Below are 24,059 nucleotides of genomic sequence, written 5' to 3'. Positions count from 1 at the left end.
GCAGAATATAAATAGCGGCATTTAGGAGGATTGCCGCTATGGGGATTTCTTTGCTGCTATATAACGTACATAGGCTACATTCATTAAAAAAAGTATAGCTCCTCCACTGTGGAAGTCCAACTTTGAATATGAACTGACAAGTCATATTTATTCTACTGTTATTTCTCATGCACTCATTTTTATTTTAAAATGGGTGTATTTTTTTATTCAAAAATGCAACTGTGCCCCCTGTCCTGTCGGGACTAAGAGCGAAAAGGGGGAAAGAAGCAGAAATTCCTATCAACTCGCTCCCTTTCAAGGCTGGAAAGGGGGTGAGCAATAATGAAGCCATCTGAATTTCAGACAACCATAGAGAACCAGTTTGATTATATCTGTAAAGTCGCTATGGAGGATGAACGCAAAGACTATCTCAAAGCGTTGTCCAGACAGTGTAAACGGGAAACCCTGTTCTGTGATATGGACGATTACACCGTCAATCTGTTTTCTTCCGAAGACACCTATCCATCCCACTTCCATACTTTTGAAATGGATGGATTTACTGTCCGCATTGAAAACAGCCTGTTAGCCGAAGCATTAGAAAGTCTGGACGGAAAGAAACGTGACGTTATCCTGCGATATTATTTTCTTGGATTTGACGATACGGAAATCTCAAAAATTCTGGAAGTCAACCGTTCTACCATCCAGAGAAGAAGACACGCCGGACTGGAATTTATCAAAAAATTTATGGAGGACGAAGCATGACAGCAAAGCACCCTATGATTCCGTTTCCTGTGATTGTAAGAGCTACGGACGGCGATATTGAAGCAGTCAACCAGATTGTACGCCATTACAGCGGTTTTATTGCCAGCCGTTCCATGCGTCCCATGAAAGACGAATATGGAAATACCCACATGGTTGTAGATGAAACCCTACGCCGCCGGATGGAAACACGTCTGATTGCAAAGATTTTATCTTTTGAAATCAGGGAACCAAACTAGAAATAACGCTCGCCTGTGGAAGCGTGGACAAACCCATGCTTCCCAGACAGAGCTTGCCAGTCTATTAAAGTGCATTATCACCAGTGCATTTTAACAGGCTGATAAAGCCGGATTGTTCCTTGAAAAAGAAAGCGTCTAATCAACGCAGCATAAAGCAGCCGAATACGTTTCGATAGAAAGAGAGCCGTTGGGCTGGCACGCCGTAACCCACCAAAGGAGGGATGATACCGGATAGCGATTCCTGCCAGCGTTCCATAAGTAGCTTACCGCAGAGCTGCCGCCATGACCTTTCTATTGTGATAATGATACTTCCGTACAGCCTTAGTCCGTGTGATGATGTAGCACCGCTGGCAAAGGGTACGGCTGGATGAGAACCATGCAGGGGTGAGATTCCCATGAGCTTTAGCGAAAGCTGTTCGGCTTGCTTAGATACCATTTTGAATTAGAATTTTTCATTCAAAATCAAATAACTATTTGCAGGAAATACAATCTTAATATTACTTTTGCCACAAAATCTGATATAATATAGACAGATATTGAGGGTTCCATATCTGGTCTATGGAAAGGAGGAACATGATTACAGTAACAAAAAAAGACTTAATAGAACTGGGTTATGGAACTTCATTCGCAGCAGACATCATAAGAGAAGCAAAAAAACTTATGATTTCAAAAGGGCATACCTACTATCAGTCACGCAAACTGGACAGGGTTCCCAGAGAAGCTGTGGAAGAATTGCTAGGGATTACTTTTACTGATAAATCGAACTGATTGTACTTCTTGCACATTTATGTAAGGAGTGAAATCATGGCAAAAGACCCTATTAAGAAAGCAGAAAACGGAACTTATTATTTTAGAGCAAACTTAGGTTTTCATCCGATTACCGGAAAACAGATTCAGAAATACAAAAGTGGATTCAAGACAAAAAAAGAAGCCAGAGAAGCATATTCAAAACTTATGCTGACATCCACAGAGGAATTAACAGAAAAGAAACAGCAGCTATCTTTTCAACAGTTTATTGAGGAAACTTATCTTCCTTGGTATAAAACACAAGTAAAGGAAAGCACCTATCTGAACCGCCGTTCTACCATTCAGAAGCATTTTTCATACTTTTACAAAATGACGGTGGATGAGATAGAACCCATTAACGTCCAGAACTGGCAGCTTGAACTCGCAAAAGAATTTAGTCCAAACTATATCCGTATTGTACAGGGTATGCTCTCTATTGCCTTTGACAGAGCAGTTGTTCTCGGTCTTGCAAAGAAAAATCCATCACGAATGATAGGAAACATCAAGAGCAAGAAAACAAAAGTGGATTTCTGGACACTGGATGAATTTCAAAAGGTAATTTCCCTGCTCTACAAGGGAGATTATTACGAACATTACCTTTTCATTTCATACTGGCTCCTGTTTATGACCGGAATGAGAATCGGAGAAGCCGCAGCCCTGCAATGGTCGGACATCAACTTTGAAACCGGACTTTTAAGTATAACAAAAACGCTGTACTATAAAACAATGGACGAATACAAATTTGTGGAGCCAAAGACACAAGCTAGTATTCGCACTATCTATATTGACACAGATACCATCAAAGAATTGAAAGCATGGCAGGAAGTACAGCAAAAGGTTTTAAAGGGCTGCGACCTTGTACTAAGCTACAATGGGATTCCCACCAGTAAGCACACCCTCCCACGGGCATTAGAAAAACTTGCTGGATTGGCAGGCGTACACCGTATCAAGATTCATGCACTCAGACATTCCCATGCTTCCCTGCTCATCAGTATGGGTGAAAATCCTTTATTGATTAAAGAACGTCTGGGGCATGAAAAGATACAGACTACGTTAGGAACCTATGGACATTTATATCCCAACACCAACGTGGAAGTTGCCAAAAAATTAACTGGTGTTCTCACTTATACTCCGGCAACAACCAGTGTTGCCGATTACACCAGCAATCAGCATACAGCAATCTATCACAGAGCCATTGAATAAAAAAATGCAATCAAAATGCAATTCTAAAAGGAAAGAGCCTCAAAACCCTTGAAAATAAAGGCTTTGAAGCTCTGCTCCAACTATTCAAACTCGATAATGGCAGTTCCTATAAGAATAAACAGATGGATCTGCTTGCCGCGCGTATCGGGTCTACAGTTCATTATGACCAGCCGTATACGCCAACCCAGAAGGCCAAGGTGGAGCGTTGGTTCCGTACCATGAAAGACCAGTGGATGGCAGGCCTTGATATGAGAGATTTTCACACTCTTGACAAGCTTCGTGGCAGTCTTTATACCTATGTCTCCCAGTATAACCAGAGGATTCACTCTTCCCTAAATGGAAGAAGTCCACAAGAGCGCTACTTTAGCGAGCCGGACTGTTTCCTACGCTTACCAGAAGATAAGATTGACCAGTTATTCCTACTGGAGTTAGAGCGTCGTGTTTCCATTGACTGTGTAGTTACGATTGACCACATCGAGTATGAGGTGGATTACCGTTTTGCAAAACAGAGGATCAAACTCCGTTATTCTCCTGATATGGAATCTATCTATGTCGTTGAAGCAGATGGTACGCTTACCCCGATCCGCCTTTTAAACAAGGTTGAAAACGCGGATATCAAACGTGAAAAACCACGTCTTTATGGAGGTGACGACTAATGGATTATACGATCCGCTATGGTTTGGAATTCAATCCTTTCCTAAAGAATTCCAAAGAAATCTTTGTATCAACAGACGAATCCAAAGTAGTTTTATTCCGGCTGGACTATCTTGCAAAAACAAAGGGCTTTGGACTGCTTACCGGCAGCCCCGGCCGCGGAAAAACAACCGCAATCAGGAAATGGGTACAAACCTTAAATAACTCACAATACAAAGTAGTCTATACCTGTTTTTCCACTTTTAGTCCCAATGATTTTTATCGGAATCTTGCCACGGAACTTGGTGCACAGGCCCACTACCGAAAACCAGATAACTTCCGGGTAATTCAGGAAGAGCTCACAAGGCTCTCTGTTGAGAAAAGGAAAACTCCAGTAATCATCATTGATGAAGCGAACTATATCAGTTCTGCCATTCTGAATGATTTTAAGCTGTTGTTTAACTTTGAGATGGATTCCAGGGATCGTGCTGTTGTTCTCCTGTCAGGACTTCCATCACTTAACGCCACACTTCGCCTGAGTGTGCATGAGCCATTCCGTCAGAGGATCATCATGAATTATGAACTTCCTGCATTTACAAAAGAAGAAGGCAGATCTTATGTCCTCGATAAGCTTCAAAGAGCAGGTGCAACCAGGGCAATCTTTGAAGACGCAGCACTTGAAGCCATCTTAAATGCATCTGATGGAACACCTCGTATCATCAACAATCTATGCAATAGTTGTCTTCTGATTGGAGACTCTAGAAAAAGTGACATGATTACTGCAGAGATCGTCATGCAGGCAATCAATAATAATGAGATTTAGCAGTAAAAGCAGGGCAGCCTGCTTTTATTGTATTTTCCCTGATCTCTTAATCTGCATCATTTTTTATGTCGATCAGATAACTTGCAGATGTTGGTGCAGACAATCTGCGGATGCATAACAAATAAGATCTAAATCAGATGCATCTAATCTGCATGGAGCTGGTGCATCTAATTTGACGGACAACATCTGTCCTCTCTCTTTTAATTTTTATGAAAGCATTTCAATCAGTTCACCATATCCCGTTTGTTTTGTGTTATAATGTTTTATGTGATTTTGTTTCCCTCGTTTTTTCCCTTATCAGGGTTCATAATGCCCTATGGGAAGATATAACACAAGGGAAACGATAAGGGAAAGCTCACCTGTGACAAACTTAGTGTTTTCAAGGGTTAGCGGAGATTTTAATAATAAAATATAACAGCTAATGTTTCCCTTAAAAAGTATCAAATCACAATCGGAATTTGTGGAGGTTCGGTACATGAAAACATATCAAGTAAGTCTGAATGGTAAGCATTATAGTATGTTGGAAAAGATGCTATGTTCAGATAGGGCTGGGCAGTTGGCAAAGAACCAACACATAAACGGATATGAACTGTTTTCTGATATGCTGCATGATATATGTTCGCCTGTAACAGATGGATGGAGTGCATTTGAAATAATATTGGAAGAGTCTGTCGAAGAATTAGATTTATTAAGATTGATGACAAAAGCAGTCTATCCAGAAAACGAAGATTATTTTGTAGGACAAATAGGGCAACATTTTCAATGTGAAAAAGACTTTGAGTTTCAAATTTATTTGAAATTTTGAACTTCCAGTTTATTAGAGGGCGAACAAAACGAAAAATCGGAAGTTTATGGAGGAATAAAAATGGATTGTTTAAGATGTAAAGAGGAAATGATTAAAGCAAAATTAAAAGGAGATGCAGTAGGTACGGTTGTTTATTTAACTAATAAGAAAAACGGTATCTTTGAGAATGAAAAGAATAGTACTGTTTCATGTTATGTATGTCCAAAATGTGGATATGTTGAATTGAATGCAGATAATGCGAAAAATTTGATTTGATAATTTTCACTTGAAACTTTCAGTAATACTGAGAAAATTAAAGAAAGTACAAAGCTCGCGAAGCTTCAAGTTTGTCTGACTCATAAATAATTTAATAACAGGATTACAAGCACTTTAGCCAATAACAGGTTAGAGTGCTTTTTTCATGCCATAAAAGGAGGTGTTTGAAGCATAACTCATCTCTTCATGATTATTTGCTCCTTTCCTTAGTCCTAAAATATACACTTTTTGAAACTACTAAAAAGGGACTGATAAACAGTCCCGAAATGTATGGACATCCCTTTACGGAACGTCTCAGTATTTATGTATGCTTTTTGGGCACCTCCTCCTTAAAAAGAGGTATAAAAAAGAAGGTGTATTTCAACCTTCTATTCATCGAAATATTTTATTTTGAATTAAGATACTTCTCATACTGATTCTTAACCATATTAGGAAACATAGTAAATGAATCTCCTGTACTAATCATCATAGCATCATAATCCCCAGTTTCCTTATTAGTTATTTCAACCATTCGGTAATGATGTTCTTCATTGTTAACCATCGTAATTTTTGAACTTCCACTGTCATCCTTTGCCCTATAAAAATATTCCTGTCCATTTAATTCAAATTGACCATCATAATCCTGCATTATCAATTTCTCCTTTGCATTAATTTTTAATTCTGTATGATATGCTATAAAACCCCATCAGACAGATTTCTCTATCCAATGGGGCTTCTATGTCATATCGTCTGATTCAACATTATTATATTATTCTCTTACATCAAACTCTACATCGTTTGGCGTAAAATTGGCGTATTTTTGTAATTTTACAAATTTCCGCCAATAAGGTACATCTCGTTTTTAGTACAGCTTTGCACCTGCCGGAATGTGGTCATCAACCATCAGAAGATGAAGCTTTTCTTCGCCTTCTTCTTCATGAATAGCACTGAGGAGCATACCGCAAGAGTCAATGCCCATCATAGCTCTCGGTGGAAGATTTGTGATAGCAATAAGAGTCTTTCCAACCAGTTCTTCCGGCTCATAGTAAGCATGAATACCGCTTAAAATGGTTCTGTCTGTGCCTGTTCCGTCATCAAGAGTAAACTGTAACAGTTTCTTTGACTTCGGTACTGCAGCACACTCTTTAACCTTTACTGCACGGAAATCTGACTTGCTGAATGTATCAAAATCAACAAATTCCTCAAATAAAGGCTCTACCTTTACCTTAGAAAAATCAATCTTTTCAGACTCAGTTTTTACATTTTTTTCAGGTGCTTCAGAAGCTGTATTATTTACATCATTTTTCTTATTTACACCATCTAAAGACTTCATTGTCGGGAAGAGTAATACGTCACGGATTGCTGCGCTGTCTGTAAGCAGCATCACAAGACGGTCGATTCCGTATCCGATACCACCTGTCGGAGGCATACCGATCTCTAACGCGTTTAAGAAATCCTCGTCTGTGTGCTCTGCCTCATCATCACCGGCTGCTGCATTTGCATCCTGTGCTGCGAAACGTTCACGCTGGTCAACCGGATCATTTAACTCAGAGTATGCGTTACACATTTCCCATGTATTGATGAAAAGTTCGAAACGTTCTACCTTGGTAGGATCGCTTGGTTTCTTCTTGGTAAGCGGAGAAATCTCGATTGGGTGATCCATGATAAATGTCGGCTGGATCAGCTCTTTCTCGCAGAACTCCTCGAAGAAAAGGTTGATGATATCACCCTTCTTATGACGCTCCTCATATGCAATATGATGCTCATCTGCAAGTTTTTTCGCTGCAGCATCATCTTCTACAGTATCGAAATCAATTCCGGTATATTTCTTAATCGCATCGTTCATGGTCATGCGTGTAAATGGCTTGCCAAGATCGATCTCGATACCATTGTAACTGATCTTAGTGCTTCCGCAGACTTTTTCTGCAAGATAACGGAACATGGACTCTGTCAGTTCCATCATGCCCTCATAATCTGTGTATGCCTGATACAACTCCATCAGTGTAAACTCCGGATTGTGACGGGTATCAACACCCTCATTACGGAATACACGGCCGATCTCGTATACACGTTCAAGTCCTCCGACGATCAGTCTCTTTAAATATAATTCCAGAGAGATACGCAGTTTTACATCTTCATTTAATGCATTGTAATGTGTCTCAAACGGTCTTGCTGCTGCTCCACCTGCATTCGATACAAGCATCGGAGTCTCTACTTCCATAAAATCACGGTCTGCTAAGAAGTTACGGATCTCTTTTAAGATCTTGGAACGTTTGATAAATACTTCCTTGCTCTCCTGGTTCATGATCAGATCGATATATCTCTGACGATAACGCATATCTGTATCTGTCAGTCCATGGAACTTCTCCGGAAGGATCTGTAATGACTTAGACAGCAGCGTCATCTCCTCAGCATGGATAGAAATCTCACCTGTTTTGGTACGGAAAGCATATCCCTTTACGCCCCAGATATCGCCGATATCAGATTTCTTGAAATCTTTGTAGATTTCCTCTCCGATATTGTCTCTTGCAACATATACCTGAATACGTCCCTTTAAGTCCTGAATATTGCAGAATGATGCTTTTCCCATCACACGTTTAAACATCATACGGCCGGCGATCGATACCGGTTTGCCTTCCATTGTCTCAAAATTGTCGATGATATCGGTTGAGTGATTTGTCACATCATATTTTGTGATGACAAACGGATCTTTTCCGTTCTCCTGCAGTTCATGCAGCTTGTCATAACGTACCTGAAGCAGCTGGTTTAAATCCTGCTGGTTATTGTTCTGCTCTGCCATGTTTATCCTCCACTTGTTTTATTCCCCGGACAGTCTTTCTGCCCGACTATCATATCTCTTAGTTTGCTCTGTGAATTGAAAGCACTTTGTATGAAAACTCTCCTGCCGGTGTCTCAACAGTAACGGTATCACCTACCTGTTTGCCAAGCAGTGCCTTACCAACCGGTGATTCGTTGGAAATCTTGCCTTTTAAGCTGTTAGCCTCGGTAGAACCAACAATCTTATACTCTAATTCCTCATCAAATTCGCAGTCAAGGATCTTTACGCTGCATCCGATGCTTACTTTATCAAGATCAGCCTCTTCCTCGACAACTACTTCTGCATTCTTTAAGATTTTCTCAAGTTCTTCAATACGTGCTTCGATGTCTCTCTGCTCGTCCTTTGCAGCGTCGTACTCAGCGTTCTCAGATAAGTCTCCCTGCTCTCTTGCCTCTTTGATCTTCTGTGAAACTTCTTTTCTTCTTACAACCTTTAAGTTCTCTAATTCGTCTTCCAGTTTCTTGAGTCCCTCGTAAGTCAGAATGTTTTTCTTGTCCATTGCATTTACCCTTCTTTATAATAATTATTGTTCGGTTCATGTATACGGCGGCACAAAGCCTTGCGCCAGACGCTATGAACGATAAAAAGCCTTCTCAAATCTGTCCTGCCACGGCGCCCCCGTTTTCTTTTTTGGTCTCTTAACAATCACAGTATTATAACCGATAGGCACTTCTATGTCAAGATTTTCGGCTGTTCGCCAGGCTTTTTTATGGATGGGAATATAATGTTTTCCCACCACGATCTGTTTTTCATAAAAGGCGCCGTTCCATTCAAAATCAAACAGGAAAATACTGCTGTTTTTTTCCTTATTCTTTGCTAATCCAAGACGCTTTTTCGATACGATAAGTGAAACCAGTCCGGTCTTCTCATACATTGTCTCTGCAAACTCATGAAAATATGCAGGCCGGTCTGTATAAATTGTAAGCGCATTAAGCTCATCCCCGATCTGCTCCAGCACATCGAGCGTCCCTGCCGGCTCAAACATCCCTGCTCCATCCGGTTCCTCATCGATCACCTCGACAATCGCGCACTCCGGCTTCACACTTTTTGCCGCAAGAATGCCTTCGTACACTGGTTTAAAATCATATAAAAATTCATTGGAAAAGTACATCGCGCTTCTCCGTCATATTCCTTTTTCCATCTTTATGACAGCATTTTCTGATTCAGTACTTTTTCCGGAATTTTACTTATGTCTTTTTTGTTTCCTTCATTTTAACTTTACCGGATTGAATTTTTCTGCCAGTCGCTAAGTCACGAATCGCCTTTTGGCACTCGGATCATGCCATAAAACCGCAGACCTCCTGAAACAATGCCTCAAGCTGCTCATATGTCTCCACCTCGTTGATCCTGCCCCGCAGCTTAGAAGAGTTACGGTAGCCGGCTGTATACCAGGCGGCATGTTTCCTGATCTCACGGATACCAGTATATTCGCCTTTAAATTCAAGCTGCATACGGGCATGCCGAAGGAGCATCTGTGTCACTTCCTCAAAAGTCGGTTTCGGGAGTTCTTCCCCCGTCTTAAAATAATGAAGGATCTGTGCAAAGATCCACGGATTGCCCTCGGCGCCGCGTGCGATCATAAAGCCGTCGCAGCCGGTCTGTTTCTGCATCGCGATCACATCTTTTGCTGTTAAGATATCACCGTTTCCGATGACCGGTATCGAGACCGCTTCTTTTACCTGTCTTATGATATCCCAGTCGGCTTTTCCGGAGTAAAACTGCGATCTCGTCCTGCCATGGACCGCCACTGCCGCTGCACCGGATTCCTGTGCAATGTGTGCCATCTCAACCGCATTGACATGCTCCTCATCAAAACCTTTCCTGATTTTCACTGTAACCGGTTTTTTGATTGCCCGCGCTGTCTTTTCAATGATCTCTCCGGCAAGTTTTGGATTTTTCATCAGTGCAGAACCATCACCGTTGTTGACTACTTTCGGCACCGGGCAGCCCATGTTGATATCTAAAATATCAAACGGTCTGTCCTCGATTTGTTTCGCGATCTCACTCATGATATCCGGATCAGAACCAAACAGCTGAAGCGACACCGGATTTTCCCGCTTATCGATCGTTAACAGATCTTCGGTATTTCTGTTTTTATAGAGGATAGCTTTTGCACTCACCATCTCCATGCAAAGCAGCCCTGCTCCCTGTTCCTTGCAAAGCAAACGAAATGGCAGGTCTGTCACGCCTGCCATCGGTGCTAGTATCAGGTTATTTTCTAACGTTACATTTCCAATCTTAAGTCGTCTGATCTCTCCCATACCACCATTTTCCTAAATAATTTACTCTCTCATATCCAATTCAGGTATCCTGAATCTCCCGATCAAATATCTCTTATTTCCTGATCTTACCGGATTTACGATTCTGTTTCTTATAAATAAGGTTCATTCCTTTTAAAGTCAGGTTCGGATCGTATACATCGATCACATCTGTCTCATTTGCAATGATACGTCCAAGACCGCCGGTTGCGACCACCTTGACCTCTCCCATGTCAGCCTCTCTGATCATATTTTTTACAATATATTCTGTCTGTCCGATCTGTCCATATACCAGTCCTGCCTGCATACTTGAGATCGTTTCTTTTGCAAGAATGCTCTCCGGTTTGCGGATCTCGATCTCCGGCAGTTTTGCCGCATCTTCCCACAACGCTTTTGCAGAAATGCGGATTCCCGGTGCAGTTACCCCGGAAACAAATGCTCCGTTTTTATCGACCAGATCATAAGTAGTGGCAGTGCCAAAATCAAGTACCAGTACCGGTCCGCCATACAGCTCATATGCTGCTGCCGCATCCACGATACGGTCTGCACCGATCTGCCGCGGGTTCTCGGTTACCACGCGGATTCCTGTTTTGGTACCCGGCTCCACAATGATCGGATTGATACCAAAATATTTGATGATCGCACCCTCTAAGGAATGCATAACATTTGGAACAACAGAAGCTATGATTGCATCCTCGATGTCATCATGTCTGATCTTATTCTGCTCTAACAGATTTGACAAAAGCATTCCATACTCGTCCGATGTACGCGGCATCTTCGTCGTGATACGAAAACTTGCCATTACCTCATCCCCACGGAATACACCCACTGTGATATTTGTATTTCCTACGTCAATCGTGATTACCATCGTATTTTCCTACCTTTTTCTTTACATTTCTGATTCGTCCATGCCAATATATAGCACTTTATAATACATTTCCAAAGCACGAAGCAGTTCTTCTTTTGTACGCTGCAGTTCACGTATCTTTAACCCACAGCCGATCTCATCATATAAAAGATCATTCTCATCACTGGAAGTACGAAACTCCAGATTGCCCTCCTCATCAAAGACTACCTGAAAAATACCACCAATATCTTCCGTAAAAAGAACACACATGATCTTTAATTCATCTTTGATCGAATCCGGAAGTCCCTTGAAATCCTGATTCAGATAAAATTTTTTATTGTAAGCGCTCGCTCCGCAGAGCACCACTTCTTCTCTCTCAGACATATCCGTATACTCCTCTCACGGAAACTTCGCCGGAGGATACCAGTTTTCTGCCTTCCCAAGTATCCACGATCAGTTCGCCATGCGGCGTGATTCCCATTGCTTTCGCCTCATAAGGCTCTTTTGGATCTAACACCCTGACCTGTTTTTGCATATTGATCAGGTGCGCATTGTATTCTTTTACCAGGCCGCTTAAATCTTCCGTCTCTAAGAATATCTCATAATATCGTTCGAACTGCTCTAATACTGCCTCGATCAGTTCTGCGCGGTTCACACGTAAACCGGTCTCCATCAGGATCGAGGTTGCTATCTGTTCAATCTCTTTTGGAAATGATTGATTCCGGACATTGATACCGATTCCAATGACAACATGATTGATGTAATCTAACTGTGCACTCATCTCCGTTAAGATTCCGCAGACTTTTCTGCCGTTCATCACAATGTCATTCGGCCACTTAATACCTGCGTCTACGCCTGTTTTCTCCGATATCGCTTTCGATACCGCAAGTGCTGCGATCAGTGTCAGCATGGAAGCACGGTCAGGGGCAAAATCCGGTTTGAGCACCAGCGTCATAAATATTCCGACTCCTGCCGGAGATTCAAATCCTCTTCCACGGCGGCCGCGTCCGGCTTCCTGCTTCTCCGCAACGACCAGTGTACCGGTCGGATGACCTTCCTCTGCAAGCTGTTTTGCTTTTGTATTGGTAGAATCTATCGTATCAAAATAAAAGATCTCACGTCCTGCCCATTTTGTTTTCCGGATGCTTTCCAATTCTGCCTTATTCAGACAATCCGGTGTCGACACGATCTTGTATCCTTTATTCTGCACCGCCTCGATCACATATCCCGCTTCTTTTAACTGTTTTACCGCTTTCCAGATTGCAGTGCGCGATACGCCGAAACGCTCACACAGTTCCTGTCCGGAAATATAATCATCAGCTTCCTTTAATGCCGCTAGTAGCTGCGTCCTCATCTAGTGTCCTCCATTTTTGTCTGATACACTTATTTTTCACACTGTTCTCCACCAAGTGTTGCAAACATGACTGCTTTGATCGTATGCATACGGTTTTCTGCCTCATCAAATACGACAGACTGTTTACTCTCAAATACTTCATCCGTTACTTCTAATTCACTGTAACCAAACTTCTCATAAACTTCTTTGCCGATCTTGGTCTTTAAGTCATGGAATGCAGGCAGACAGTGCATGAAAATGGCATCCGGTTTTGCATTTGCCATAGCTTTCGCATTTACCTGATATGGCATCAGATCATGAAGACGTTCCTCCCAGATCTCATCCGGTTCACCCATGGATACCCATACATCCGTATAAATAACATCTGCGTCTTTTGTGCCCTCTTTGACATCCTCTGTCAGTGTAATGGTTGCTCCTGTCTCTTTTGCAACACCTTCACAGTACTCTACCAGTTTTGCATCCGGGAAATACTTTTTGCTTGTGCATGCAACAAAATCCATACCAAGTTTTGCACAGGTCACCATCAGGGAATTACCCATATTATAGCGGGCATCACCCATGTAAACCAGTCTCACACCTTTTAATCTGCCAAGATGCTCACGGATCGTCAGCATATCGGCAAGCATCTGAGTCGGATGAAATTCATTGGTCAGACCATTCCATACCGGCACACCGGCATATTCTGCGAGCTCTTCCACAATATCCTGTCCATATCCACGATATTCAATACCATCAAACATACGTCCCAACACACGAGCGGTATCCGGAATGCTCTCTTTTTTGCCGATCTGGGAACCCGAAGGATCTAAGTAAGTTACATGCATGCCAAGATCATGGGCTGCCACCTCAAAAGAACAACGTGTCCTGGTGCTTGTCTTTTCAAAAATAAGTGCGATATTTTTTCCTGTCAGACAATCATGCGCAATACCCTGTTTTTTCTTTGCTTTCAGATCCGCTGCAAGGTCGATCATATATGTAATCTCTTCTGGTGTAAAATCCATTAATTTTAAAAAATTACGTCCTTTTAAATTCATGTCTTTCTATCTCCTTTACATGGCTGTGTATATTATCTTTTTATGCCACAACGGATGGTACAACATGCGCACCATCCGTTCTGATAAACTTTTTTGATTTTATTTATGATCTGCTGCAATTTCCGTAACAGATTTTGCAAGACCGGCGATTCCCTGAATCTCAGATGGAATGATGATCTTGGTTGCTTTTCCGTCTGCTGCTTTTGCAAACGCCTCTAAGCTCTTTAACTGGATCACGTTCTGATCCGGTGCTGCTTCTTTGATCATACGAAGTCCATCTGCGTTTGCCTGCTGGATCTTAAGAATAGCTTCTGCCTGACCTTCTGCCTCGCGGATCGTTGCCTCTTTCTTTGCCTCTGCACGTAAAATTGCTGCCTGTTTCTCTGCCTCTGCGTCAAGAATTGCAGATTCTTTCTTACCTTCTGCAACGAGGACTGTTGATTTCTTTTCACCCTCTGCACGCAGGATCGCTTCACGTCGCTCACGCTCTGCCTTCATCTGTTTCTCCATCGCATCCTGGATCGCTGCAGGCGGGATGATATTCTTTAACTCAACACGGTTGACTTTGATTCCCCATGGATCAGTCGCAACATCTAAAGAAGATCTCATCTTCGTATTGATCGTCTCTCTGGATGTCAGTGTCTCATCAAGTTCAAGATCACCGATGATGTTACGCAGTGTGGTTGCTGTCAGGTTCTCAATCGCCATGATTGGATTTTCGACTCCATATGCATAAAGCTTCGGGTCTGTGATCTGGAAATATACAACAGTATCGATCTGCATCGTTACATTATCTTTTGTGATAACCGGCTGCGGCGGGAAATCTACCACCTGCTCTTTTAACACAACTCTCTTTGCCACACGGTCGATAAACGGTGCTTTGAAATGAATACCTACAGACCATGTTGCAAGATAACCTCCCAGACGTTCTACCACGCATGCAGTTGCCTGCGGAACGATCTTAACACAGGATACTGCGATCAGCAGTGCTACGATAATTAAAATAATAAGTGCTACAATTACTCCTGGCATACGAAACTCCTCCCTAAATTCAATTTTAAATACAGTATACTATCTGTTTTGTGCCTTTATTCATATTACTATATTTACTTTGAGATTACAACTAATCTTTTCAGATGAGATCTTCAGAAGCTCTCTTCCTGCGGATATGCCTTACAATCACAACAACTGTACCCACTAAAAATGGAAATACAAATGTGCCAAAACGGTACAGAAGTGACGCTGATCCCGCCATACCTGTCCCGACGATCCCTGCAAACAGGCTGGTAAAAACAAATTCTGTCGATCCGATTCCTGCCGGTGATGGAATCACTGCCGCAAGCATGACAGACAGTGACGTGATCGCAAGCACCTGCGCCAGAGTCAGTGCAGGATTTTCCTGAAACCGGACACCTTTAAAAAGAAGATACGGTATTCCGTACCAGAAACAGCATTTCAACAGGCAAAGAAAGATCACCTCTGTGGTAACTTTTTTGTTTTTCATCAGATGGTTCGAAGCATCCTCAAGCATCATGCACTGCCTTTTGATCTCTTCTGCCATTATTTCAAATTTTCCATGAAATTTCTGATTTGCGAAGTCAAGCAGCCGGCAGATCAGATGATGAAACCGGTTCGAACAGCAGAATAAAAACAACCCAAGTGTGATCACCAGTGTAAGCACATATCCGGCAGCTAAAAGTCCCGCATAATCACCAAACCAGTTTCTCATAAATTCCCAGTTCATCACAAAAAAGATTGCAGAAAACAATGCAATGCTTATTTTGTGGAGCGCATACTGTATCATATACAGTCCAAATCCCCCGCCATATTCAATTCCATGCTCACCCAGATAAATGATCGCTGCAACTCCGGAACCGCTTCCTAACGTTGCCACCCGGTAAAAAGAACAAAGGAACGCATTCGTAATACCATTTTTATATGCAAAAGACGACCGATACTGCTTTGCGAGCACGGTCGTGATAATGCCTTCTATGATCTGATATACCGCTGCCATCAGACAAATGCCAATGACAACGGCTGGTGATGTTTTCGTAAGCTGTTCTAAAATCGGTCCTGCCGAATCACGGAAAGTATACACGATAATACCAATGACTGCCAGAACCAGTCCCCATTTTAAAAGCTGCTTTTGTATTTTATTGATAACAATCGCCCCTTATTATTGCTGCTCACACTGCAACTGTGAACAAAACTTATTTCTTTTTGAAATTGGTGTAGCCTTTTTGTTTGTATGGATGCTCCTTCCAGAGTCTGTCTGCAGTCTCTTTCCATTCACATGCATATGCCTCACATTTTCCACATAAATGTTCTACCGGCTCTGCCTCCTCAACATCTGTGGAGTGTGCACCTGTTTCATGTACCATACGCTGTAAGATCTCAGGATTCTCAAGCATCGGGCATGGACGAAGCATATTCTCATTGAACGGCTGGTTATCTCTGTATGCCATGAATAACGGCTGTTTTAAGCACTCTAACAGTGATTTCTCACGGATATTTGCACCGGAGTAATGAATAAATACACAAGGCTCCACGTCACCCTTCGGGTTGATGTGGCAGTAGTTTCTTCCTCCTGCGATACATCCGCCTACGAACTCTCCATCATTCTGAAAGTCCATAACAAAGATCTCTTTACCACCTTCCATCGCACGAACCTCACGGATTCTGTGATAGATGTATTCACGCTGTTCTTTGGTCGGCATCAGATCCGGAGCTGCCTTCATACCTACCGGCATCAGATGGAAATACCATGCGAAACGGCTTCCATGCTCGATCAAAAGATCAAAGAACTCGTCAGATGTAACAGCATCCATGTTTTTGCTAGTATAGCATACACTGTTTCCGAAAATCAATCCGTTCTCATGTAAAAGATCCATTGCATGAAGAACTTTATCATATACACCCTCTCCACGGCGGAAATCGTTCGCATCCTCAAATCCCTCAAGGCTGATGGATAAGGAAAGGTTGCCGACACGTTTCATATCATCGCAGAGTTTCTGATCTACGAGCGTACCGTTTGTATAGCAGTGGAATGCACAATCATTGTGTTTCTCACAAAGTTTGATGATATCGGCTTTACGAACCAGCGGCTCTCCACCGGTCATCATGTAAAAATAAATACCAAGTTCTTTTCCCTGTGTTACGATGCTGTCAAGTTCATCAAAGGAAAGATTTAATTTATTACCGTACTCAGCTGCCCAGCATCCGGTACAGTGAAGGTTACATGCACTTGTCGGATCCATTAAGATCAGCCATGGAATATTGCAGCCATGAACCTCTCTCATTTTACGGATAGTCTTTGTTCCATAAAATGCAGCCTGAAATCCAAGGTTTAATGCCGTCATCTTCGCAACATGCGGATCTGTCTCATCTAACAGACGGTTTACATAACGCATCCATTTGTGATCCGGATTCTGGATCATTTTTCTTACACCATCATAAGCCTCTTTACGAAAGTTATCTCCCATAAATTTCTCTGTAAGATCTACGATCTGTAATAATCCTTTCTCACGATCCTTGTTCAAACTTTTCAGTGCAGCATCGATTGCGACGCTGAATGCTTTTCTCTCTACTGTCAGTGCTAAATTTGCCATAACTCCGACCTCCGTTATTTTTTTCACATTCTTTTACTAGAAGCAAGTATAAAAAAAATACACTCTTTTTTAAATATGCAATGACTTTTCAATGTAGCCATCTAATATACAAATTTGCAATTTTGTCTATTTTCCGACTACATCAGACAATATTTGCATAGCATTGATACTACATTACATAGTATTAATAACTACGTAACATTATATTATTTTAAATGAATTTGTCAATCAACGATTATTACTTTTTTCTTAAATCTTTCCGGCTATGCTTAACAGTTCTTTCCAAACTGGTTATAATAACGGTGGTTTATTTCATGGAAAGGAGATTTTTGATCATGCCTGGATATGTTACCCATTATATATTCGGAAGAGAGGTTTATCATAACCTGAAAAATAATTCTTTAAAAAAGAATCTTTATTATAATCGTGCTGCTTATGGTCTTGGACTTCAGGGACCTGATATTTTCTTTTATTACCTTCCTTCTTATGTACTGGAAGGTCATAATATTGGTGCACTTGCCCATGTCCGCGAAACCGGTGCTTTTTTCCAGGGTCTGATTGAAAGTCGCAGCCGGTTTTCGTCCTGCACAGATCTTAATATCGCAGAAGCCTACCTGATGGGTTTTCTCGGACACTATACCTTAGATACGATATGTCATCCATATATTTATGCTATGACGCATTTTAAAGATAAAAAGGAAAAAGCATATTTTTCAAGGCATGCCTATCTGGAAACGGATATTGATACTGCACTGCTCGACATGAAACTGCACCGTCAGCCATGTAATTTCCATCCGGAGGACACGATCCGGCTGACACACCGCCAGAAGTATGTTATTGCAAGTATGCTCTATTACGCTTACCGTTATGCTTTCCCGGATGTCAAATTCCGCAAATACACCATGTATCTTGCCATTTTTTCCATGCAGTTTGGTCTGTGGCTCATGCACGACGACTCCGGTAAGAAAAAAGCCATTGTCCGGCTGACCGAACGGATCTGTCTCGGATATCCTTTATTTTCACCGCTGATTCCAAGTGACACTTTATTTTTCCGCACAGATCCATTCAATCTGAGACATGCGAAATGGACAAACCCATGGGATTCTTCCCTTATTTCCCATGAGAGCTTCTTTGATTTATATAACCGATCCAAAAAACTGTATCTGTCCCGCATCCTCTCACTGCACACTGCACTTCATGCCGGTGCCGATTCAGCAAAGCAGGATGCCGTCATACAGAAATTCTTAGAAGAATATGGAAATCTTTCTTTCCACAGCGGATTAAGTTCAACGATTCCAAGCTGAATGCCAGAAGTAGTGACCGTGCAATTTTCCAGTTCAATTTTTAAAAGTCTTTCGGAGCTGACAAAATCTTTGAATAAAAATACCGCGCAGATCTGCGCGGTATTTTTATTCATGACAACTGATGGTTCACAAATCGTACCTTTTCTTTTATTTATTATCTTCACCGAAGAAATCACGGATCTGACCTTCAATGATCTTCATCAGTCTGGTACGTGCCTCAAGGCTTGCCCATGCAATATGAGGTGTGATAATCAGGCGGTTACTGTCTTTGATCCGTTTTAATGGATTTTCTGCACTCATCGGCTCTACGGTAAGCACGTCAAGTCCTGCTCCTGCGATCGTTTTATTTTCCAGTGCATCTGCAAGATCTTTCTCAACCACGATCGGTCCCCTTCCAAGATTTAAGAAGATAGCAGATGGTTTCATTTTTGAAAATGCCGCTGCATTCATTAATCCCTCTGTCTGTTCCGTCAGCGGTGCATGTACCGATATAATATCTGATTTTGCAAGCAGTTCCTCAAACTCTACACGCTCATACCCCGGCTGGTTATTCTTTCCGGTCGTGGAATAATAGATCACATGACAGCCAAACATTTTTGCAATATCCGCAACTCTGCGTCCGATCGCGCCAAGTCCGATGATTCCCCATGTCTTGCCATTCAAGTCATGGAATACGTTGTCAAAATGAGTAAATGTGATATCTCCGACATATTTTTCTGATTTGACATAATCATCATAGTATCTTAATTTTTCCCAGAGATAAAATAACAGGGCAAATGTGTGCTGCGCTACAGTTTCCGTGGAATATCCGGCAACATTTCTCCATGCAATGCCATGTTCATCCAGATATGTCTTATCCAGATTGTTTGTTCCGGTTGCGGTGACACAGACCAGTTTTAAATGTTCTGCCTCACCGATCGACGCCTCATTGATCTGCACTTTATTCACAATTACCACATCCGCATCTTTTGTGCGCTCTCTTGCCTCCTCGGCTGTGGAAAATCCATATTTTACAACAGTTCCAAGTCTGTCATATCCGGAGAGATCAATGTCTTCCCCGATCGTCTTTGCGTCCAGAAATACAATGTTCATCTTTTTTCTCCTTTGCATTATTTATTCAGATAGGCGCAAAGGGCGTCTGTCTGTTCCGTAGCAATACGGTATCCTTCATCATAAAGTCTGCGTAACTTTACGGTATCTGTCTCCGTCCTGCCGACTCCATAAGTCGATTCCGGAGCGATCACAAATACTTTTCCCTCTTTTTCCAGCTGCATCAGTTTCTCCATGGAGGCGTTATAACGCTCCGCACGCAGTTTCATATCTTCCACAATTTTCGGATAACGCTGATACAGACGGTTCATGACTCCCGCAGCTTTTTCTTTTTTCTTTACATATCCGCGTTCTCTCGTAAGAACCACAACGATTTTCTCACATCCTTTTTCTAAGGCATGCTCATACGGAATGGAATCTGCAAGTCCACCGTCTAAATAATAATGTCTGCCGAGTTTTACCGGCTGGAACAGGATCGGCAGTGAGCAGGTCGCAACCAGAAGATCTCTCATATCTTTTCCACGCGGCACTTCCATATATTCTGCTTTGCCTGTATGAATATTTGTGACTGCTGCCTCAATCTCTCCCGGAAAACGTGCCAGCGCATCATAATCAAAAGGAAGCAGTTCATTTGGTACTTCCTCAAATACAAATTTTGTATTGTAATACGCATGTTCCTTGCGGTTTAACAGATGGCGCATTCCCATATAGCGCTTATCTGCCATATATTTTTCCATCAGTTCAAGATTGCGCCCTTTCTGCCCTGAAAGATATGACAATCCATACGCCATTCCTGCGGAAACACCGATATAATAATCCGGCATAATATCTTCTTCTAAAAATTTATCCATTACTCCGCAGGAAAAAACGGTGCGGTTTGCACCACCTTCAAATACCATTCCAAGTTTCATTTCTGTCTCCATTCTATGTCCCAGGCAACAGGTCTTTATCATCCTGTCCATTTTCTATTTCTATGTTTATAATTCCTCTTTTTTTTCACTTTTCTGCATTTTAGGCATCTCATTACTCTCCGTCACATAGAGAGTGACACCTTTGATTTCTTTTACCGTAACGATCTCTCCCGGTTCAAAGATTTTGTCATCATCCACCGAACGGGCAGTCCATTCCAGTCCATTCATAACAGCCGTTCCGGTTCCTTTTACATTATTGATCTGTTCCGTAACACAGACATTTTTCCCGACTGCCTCCTCATAATTTGTCCTGACCAGATGCGGTTTCAAATATTTCAGTGCCCATGGTCTTGTAAAATAAAGCAGTACAAATGATACCACTGCAAATACGATGATCTGTCCCACAATCCCCATTCCAAATGCTGCACAGATTAATCCTGCAAGGCTTCCTCCTGCCAGCCAGATTGAAGTCAGTCCAACGGTAGCGATCTCTAATACCACAAAAAATACGATCAATGCCAGCCAAACCATTATCTCCATAATTTTCTTCCTCCTGTCATAAAATTTCTGCTGTTTCTATAGTAGTATATCGCAAATAATTTTTCAATGCCACGGTTAATTATCTACGCTTTTCGACCGAAACATATATCAGATGATTTTTAAGGAGGGCTGTCCTATGTCCAATACCGCTTATGTCGGAGCCGGAACAACACTTGGTACGTCTTATTATATGCGCCGTTTTTATGCTTCAAATGCTGATGCACGTACCACTACTTCACGCAGCAACCTGTCCAACTCCACACTAACAGGTGCCGATGCACATGCACTGCGCCGTGCAGTACGTTCCCTTGGCTCATTTACATATGATGACGATAACGCTGCAAATATAAGAAACAATGTTTCCGCATTTATCAGCACTTATAATAATATGCTTAATTCTTCCGGTAATTCAGACGACCGTACCATCAAAAACACACAGAAAAGTCTGAAAAATATTACCGCTGAATACGCTGACCAGCTCGATAAGATCGGTATTACCGTAAAAGATAACGGAACACTTGAATCCCGCAGCTCCCTTTTTGGCTCTGCCGATATTTCAAAGTTTGAATCTCTGTTTTCCTCAGATTCCGAATATATGCAGCGTGTTAATTCCTATGCCAGACGCCTTGAAAACAGAAGCAATATCCTGACACAGATCGAATACAATGATGCACTTGCAAAGCGCAATGCCAGAAATCAGGCATCATCTTCTGTTTCCACAGATAACACCAGCTCCGCAGATACCGATACGACTGCCACAAATGCTCTGAATATTGCATCTGTCACATCGGTAACTGCTGATCTGAATACATTACTGAACACAGGCATAGGCAAAAATGTAAATGTCATATTATAACGATTCTTTTTATTTCCACGTCATATTTACATTTAACTGATTTCCAATGATGCTGACATCTGCATAACTGCCGCAGACAAGCGGCATCATTGGTGGAATATGTCCGATATCTGCATCCATAATGACCGGTACCTGATATTCCGCAAGCAGATCTGTAACTGCATGATACTGGTCTAATCCCATCATTTCCTGTCCAAATACCGCCGGTCTTCCGATCAGAAATCCCTTTACATGCGAAAACCATCCGGCATGTTTCATCTGCCAGACCGCTCTGCGGATAGACATCACGTTCAGATCACAAGATTCCAAAAACCAGATGATCCCATCATCCTGATATTTCTCTGTAAATTCCTTTACCTTATCAAATTCTGTTCCGAGCAGATTGACCAGACAGTCCATACAGCCACCAAGCAGTCTTCCCTGCATGTTTATCTTCTTCTGCAGATTTTCTGCAGGATGCACCTCGATTTTTGATTTGCCGCCCGTCTGTGCAGCATTATGTTCCAAATTCTGTTCCTGTGGCAGATATACCATAAGTCTCTTCTCTTCTGTCACATTATACGCTTCAAGCGGATGCTCCTCGTCTTTTTTGCTGTCTTTTTCCCACAATGCGTAACCATGTACACTGTTTTGCTGTCCGCGCAAAAGATGATAAGCATCCCACAGATTTTCATGCCATGGCTCCATGCCAAAAGCTGCCGCACACGGTCCGTACACCGATGCAGTATCACACAATGTCGTAAGCAGGAATGTCATATTGGTATTGTCTGAAAATCCCATATACCACTTTGGTTTTGCCTTCCTGATCTTGTCAAAATCAACCTTATCTAAAATCTCACACATCAGCTCTCCACCGCCGCAGGAGATTAAAATATCATTTTTATCACTGCAGTAATATTCGGTCAGCTCCGCCCCGCATGCCTCCGGTGTATTGCTGATACCGATTCCATCTGATGCATAACAGTTTGGTCCAAGATCTGATTTATGCCCCATTTCGGCAAATTTTTTCTGCGCATTCAAAAATGCTGTATAATACGGCTCTATGCTGCATCCAAAAGACGGTGCCACAAAGCCGATCGTTCCGTTTTCCGGTAAAAATTCTGGATATTTCATATTGTTATCGTATCCTCCAATTTCTTTTTTCTCAGTTTACACCGCCGAAAAAACGGTTGCAATCTTTTTTCGTTTTGCTATAATAATTAGTAGTTATTTCATTATGGGCAGACATAGTACATCGGTAGTATATCAGCTTCCCAAGCTGAGGAGGCGGGTTCGATTCCCGTTGTCTGCTTAATAAAAGCTGTGAAGTGCTTATTTCATGCATTTCACAGCTTTTTTGATACTAAAAGATCTCACATCCCTGTACTATTTTTTCCAGATCCTCCACAAGTCCCTCTTTTGACAACACCTGCTTTGCCTGCATGCCGTAGTTTACTGCTGCCTGCACATTTTCCAGACGGTCATCAAAAAACAGACATTCTGATGGTTCTAATCTGTATTTTTCACAGAGTGCCTCATAAATTGCACGGTCCGGTTTTGCCTTGTGAATCATATAGGAAACGATCAGTCCATCAATATCATTCATGAAATCTGCATATTCTGTGTGCTTTTTAAATAATTCCTCTGAATAATTCGATAACAGATACACTTTATATCCCTGTTCTTTAAGTTTGTGCACAAGTGCCCAGACTTTCGGCCTTGCCACAGGCATATACTCTCCATGTCCGATAAACCAGCGGATCACTTTTTCATCCTTTGGATATTTTTTACAATAACGTTCAATGATCTCCTGCTGTGAAACTGTCCCAAGATCAAGCAGTCCCCACAATCCTTCCGGATCATCAAACATTTCCGTTCCAATACGCACTGCCTCTTCCTCTGTGAATCCGTAATCCATCAGCATATATTTCCACCGGTAAGAAAGCAGGACATCTCCCACATCAAATATGATATTTTTTACCTGTTTCATGATCATCCTCATTTTCTGTAATTTTCTC

At 41.9% G+C, this 24,059-nt stretch carries 26 protein-coding genes, 1 tRNA gene and 1 pseudogene; 11 read left to right on the top strand and 17 right to left on the bottom strand.

The annotated features are described in order from the left end of the window. Positions 1 to 318: 318 nt before the first annotated feature. From DW650_RS11320 to DW650_RS11280, 8 genes and pseudogenes are all read left to right on the top strand, one after another. Positions 319 to 741, top strand: a complete 423-nt coding sequence (locus DW650_RS11320) for an RNA polymerase sigma factor (RefSeq protein ID WP_009009557.1) — start codon at positions 319 to 321, stop codon at positions 739 to 741. Continuing rightward, on the top strand, positions 738 to 977 hold the full coding sequence (locus DW650_RS11315) for a helix-turn-helix domain-containing protein (protein WP_009009556.1): 240 nt from the start codon (positions 738 to 740) through the stop codon (positions 975 to 977). The genes DW650_RS11320 and DW650_RS11315 overlap by 4 nt, the downstream gene beginning before the upstream one ends. A gap of 573 nt (positions 978 to 1,550) precedes the next feature. Continuing rightward, positions 1,551 to 1,745, top strand: a complete 195-nt coding sequence (locus DW650_RS11305) for a DUF3173 domain-containing protein (protein WP_011861908.1) — start codon at positions 1,551 to 1,553, stop codon at positions 1,743 to 1,745. A 36-nt stretch (positions 1,746 to 1,781) separates the two neighbouring features. Beyond that, entirely contained in the window at positions 1,782 to 2,966 is a 1,185-nt protein-coding gene (locus DW650_RS11300; protein ID WP_118024894.1) for a site-specific integrase, read from the top strand. Positions 2,967 to 3,043: 77 nt separating this feature from the next. Beyond that, positions 3,044 to 3,622, top strand: a pseudogene (locus tag DW650_RS11295) (integrase core domain-containing protein); the annotation flags it as partial. Then, positions 3,622 to 4,422 carry an ExeA family protein gene (locus tag DW650_RS11290; RefSeq protein ID WP_158576225.1) on the top strand — a complete coding sequence of 267 codons (801 nt, stop codon included), beginning with the start codon at positions 3,622 to 3,624 and terminating at the stop codon, positions 4,420 to 4,422. The pseudogene DW650_RS11295 and the gene DW650_RS11290, both read left to right, overlap by 1 nt. Before the next feature lie 475 nt (positions 4,423 to 4,897). After that, positions 4,898 to 5,227 (top strand): hypothetical protein, encoded by a 330-nt coding sequence (locus tag DW650_RS11285; protein WP_118209954.1) that lies wholly within the window; start codon positions 4,898 to 4,900, stop codon positions 5,225 to 5,227. A gap of 60 nt (positions 5,228 to 5,287) precedes the next feature. Beyond that, positions 5,288 to 5,482 carry a hypothetical protein gene (locus DW650_RS11280; protein WP_109258654.1) on the top strand — a complete coding sequence of 65 codons (195 nt, stop codon included), beginning with the start codon at positions 5,288 to 5,290 and terminating at the stop codon, positions 5,480 to 5,482. A 385-nt stretch (positions 5,483 to 5,867) separates the two neighbouring features. Here the strand turns inward: DW650_RS11280 and DW650_RS11275 are convergent, their stop codons facing one another. The 12 genes from DW650_RS11275 to DW650_RS11220 form a co-directional block, all read right to left on the bottom strand. Beyond that, positions 5,868 to 6,110 (bottom strand): hypothetical protein, encoded by a 243-nt coding sequence (locus tag DW650_RS11275; RefSeq protein ID WP_118209953.1) that lies wholly within the window; start codon positions 6,108 to 6,110, stop codon positions 5,868 to 5,870. A 213-nt stretch (positions 6,111 to 6,323) separates the two neighbouring features. Then, positions 6,324 to 8,261, bottom strand: coding sequence for a lysine--tRNA ligase (gene lysS, locus DW650_RS11270; protein WP_118209952.1), 1,938 nt, complete (start codon positions 8,259 to 8,261; stop codon positions 6,324 to 6,326). 58 nt (positions 8,262 to 8,319) lie between these two features. Next, a complete protein-coding gene (gene greA, locus DW650_RS11265) occupies positions 8,320 to 8,799 on the bottom strand; it encodes a transcription elongation factor GreA (protein WP_015521908.1) in 480 nt (159 codons plus the stop codon). A 72-nt stretch (positions 8,800 to 8,871) separates the two neighbouring features. Beyond that, positions 8,872 to 9,411, bottom strand: a complete 540-nt coding sequence (locus DW650_RS11260; RefSeq protein WP_118209951.1) for a hypothetical protein — start codon at positions 9,409 to 9,411, stop codon at positions 8,872 to 8,874. Between the two features lie 166 nt (positions 9,412 to 9,577). Beyond that, positions 9,578 to 10,561 (bottom strand): tRNA dihydrouridine synthase DusB, encoded by a 984-nt coding sequence (gene dusB, locus DW650_RS11255; RefSeq protein ID WP_118209950.1) that lies wholly within the window; start codon positions 10,559 to 10,561, stop codon positions 9,578 to 9,580. A 73-nt stretch (positions 10,562 to 10,634) separates the two neighbouring features. Further along, positions 10,635 to 11,426 (bottom strand): type III pantothenate kinase, encoded by a 792-nt coding sequence (locus tag DW650_RS11250; protein ID WP_118209949.1) that lies wholly within the window; start codon positions 11,424 to 11,426, stop codon positions 10,635 to 10,637. Between the two features lie 21 nt (positions 11,427 to 11,447). Then, complete coding sequence (locus DW650_RS11245; RefSeq protein ID WP_118209948.1) at positions 11,448 to 11,789, bottom strand: DUF6145 family protein; 342 nt, start codon at positions 11,787 to 11,789, stop codon at positions 11,448 to 11,450. Then, complete coding sequence (locus tag DW650_RS11240) at positions 11,782 to 12,759, bottom strand: biotin--[acetyl-CoA-carboxylase] ligase (protein ID WP_118209947.1); 978 nt, start codon at positions 12,757 to 12,759, stop codon at positions 11,782 to 11,784. The genes DW650_RS11245 and DW650_RS11240 overlap by 8 nt, the downstream gene beginning before the upstream one ends. A 29-nt stretch (positions 12,760 to 12,788) precedes the next feature. Next, the gene (gene argF, locus DW650_RS11235) at positions 12,789 to 13,793 is read right to left on the bottom strand and encodes an ornithine carbamoyltransferase (protein WP_118209946.1); all 1,005 of its coding nucleotides are present in this window, start codon (positions 13,791 to 13,793) and stop codon (positions 12,789 to 12,791) included. Between the two features lie 99 nt (positions 13,794 to 13,892). Next, entirely contained in the window at positions 13,893 to 14,825 is a 933-nt protein-coding gene (locus tag DW650_RS11230; RefSeq protein WP_006855342.1) for an SPFH domain-containing protein, read from the bottom strand. A gap of 100 nt (positions 14,826 to 14,925) precedes the next feature. Next, positions 14,926 to 15,912, bottom strand: coding sequence for a lysylphosphatidylglycerol synthase transmembrane domain-containing protein (locus DW650_RS11225; RefSeq protein ID WP_279216715.1), 987 nt, complete (start codon positions 15,910 to 15,912; stop codon positions 14,926 to 14,928). A gap of 91 nt (positions 15,913 to 16,003) precedes the next feature. Next, positions 16,004 to 17,401 (bottom strand): radical SAM protein, encoded by a 1,398-nt coding sequence (locus DW650_RS11220; protein WP_117920285.1) that lies wholly within the window; start codon positions 17,399 to 17,401, stop codon positions 16,004 to 16,006. A gap of 335 nt (positions 17,402 to 17,736) precedes the next feature. Between DW650_RS11220 and DW650_RS11215 the strand changes: the two genes are divergently transcribed. Continuing rightward, the gene (locus DW650_RS11215) at positions 17,737 to 18,705 is read left to right on the top strand and encodes a zinc dependent phospholipase C family protein (protein ID WP_199654263.1); all 969 of its coding nucleotides are present in this window, start codon (positions 17,737 to 17,739) and stop codon (positions 18,703 to 18,705) included. Between the two features lie 147 nt (positions 18,706 to 18,852). Here the strand turns inward: DW650_RS11215 and DW650_RS11210 are convergent, their stop codons facing one another. The 3 genes from DW650_RS11210 to DW650_RS11200 all read right to left on the bottom strand — a co-directional run bounded on the left by DW650_RS11210 (position 18,853) and on the right by DW650_RS11200 (position 21,206). Beyond that, entirely contained in the window at positions 18,853 to 19,797 is a 945-nt protein-coding gene (locus tag DW650_RS11210; protein ID WP_199654261.1) for a D-2-hydroxyacid dehydrogenase, read from the bottom strand. Positions 19,798 to 19,814: 17 nt separating this feature from the next. After that, positions 19,815 to 20,666 (bottom strand): patatin-like phospholipase family protein, encoded by an 852-nt coding sequence (locus DW650_RS11205; protein ID WP_118209943.1) that lies wholly within the window; start codon positions 20,664 to 20,666, stop codon positions 19,815 to 19,817. Positions 20,667 to 20,732: 66 nt separating this feature from the next. Next, on the bottom strand, positions 20,733 to 21,206 hold the full coding sequence (locus DW650_RS11200; RefSeq protein WP_117920293.1) for an NfeD family protein: 474 nt from the start codon (positions 21,204 to 21,206) through the stop codon (positions 20,733 to 20,735). A gap of 136 nt (positions 21,207 to 21,342) precedes the next feature. Between DW650_RS11200 and DW650_RS11195 the strand changes: the two genes are divergently transcribed. Further along, a complete protein-coding gene (locus tag DW650_RS11195) occupies positions 21,343 to 22,062 on the top strand; it encodes a hypothetical protein (RefSeq protein ID WP_243102939.1) in 720 nt (239 codons plus the stop codon). Between the two features lie 9 nt (positions 22,063 to 22,071). Here the strand turns inward: DW650_RS11195 and DW650_RS11190 are convergent, their stop codons facing one another. Further along, positions 22,072 to 23,175 carry a S66 family peptidase gene (locus DW650_RS11190; RefSeq protein WP_117920297.1) on the bottom strand — a complete coding sequence of 368 codons (1,104 nt, stop codon included), beginning with the start codon at positions 23,173 to 23,175 and terminating at the stop codon, positions 22,072 to 22,074. A 107-nt stretch (positions 23,176 to 23,282) separates the two neighbouring features. On the opposite strand from DW650_RS11190, the gene DW650_RS11185 reads away from it, so the two are divergent. Further along, positions 23,283 to 23,353: transfer RNA gene (locus DW650_RS11185), tRNA-Gly, on the top strand. A 51-nt stretch (positions 23,354 to 23,404) separates the two neighbouring features. Here DW650_RS11185 and DW650_RS11180 read toward each other — a convergent pair. Continuing rightward, entirely contained in the window at positions 23,405 to 24,031 is a 627-nt protein-coding gene (locus tag DW650_RS11180) for an HAD family hydrolase (protein WP_118209941.1), read from the bottom strand. Positions 24,032 to 24,059: the final 28 nt, after the last annotated feature.

This window comes from Roseburia sp. AM23-20 (genome assembly GCF_003470905.1).
Lineage (GTDB): Bacteria > Bacillota > Clostridia > Lachnospirales > Lachnospiraceae > Roseburia > Roseburia rectibacter.
Note: the sequence above shows the minus strand (reverse complement) of the source record. Positions and strands in the feature narration are given on the sequence as shown.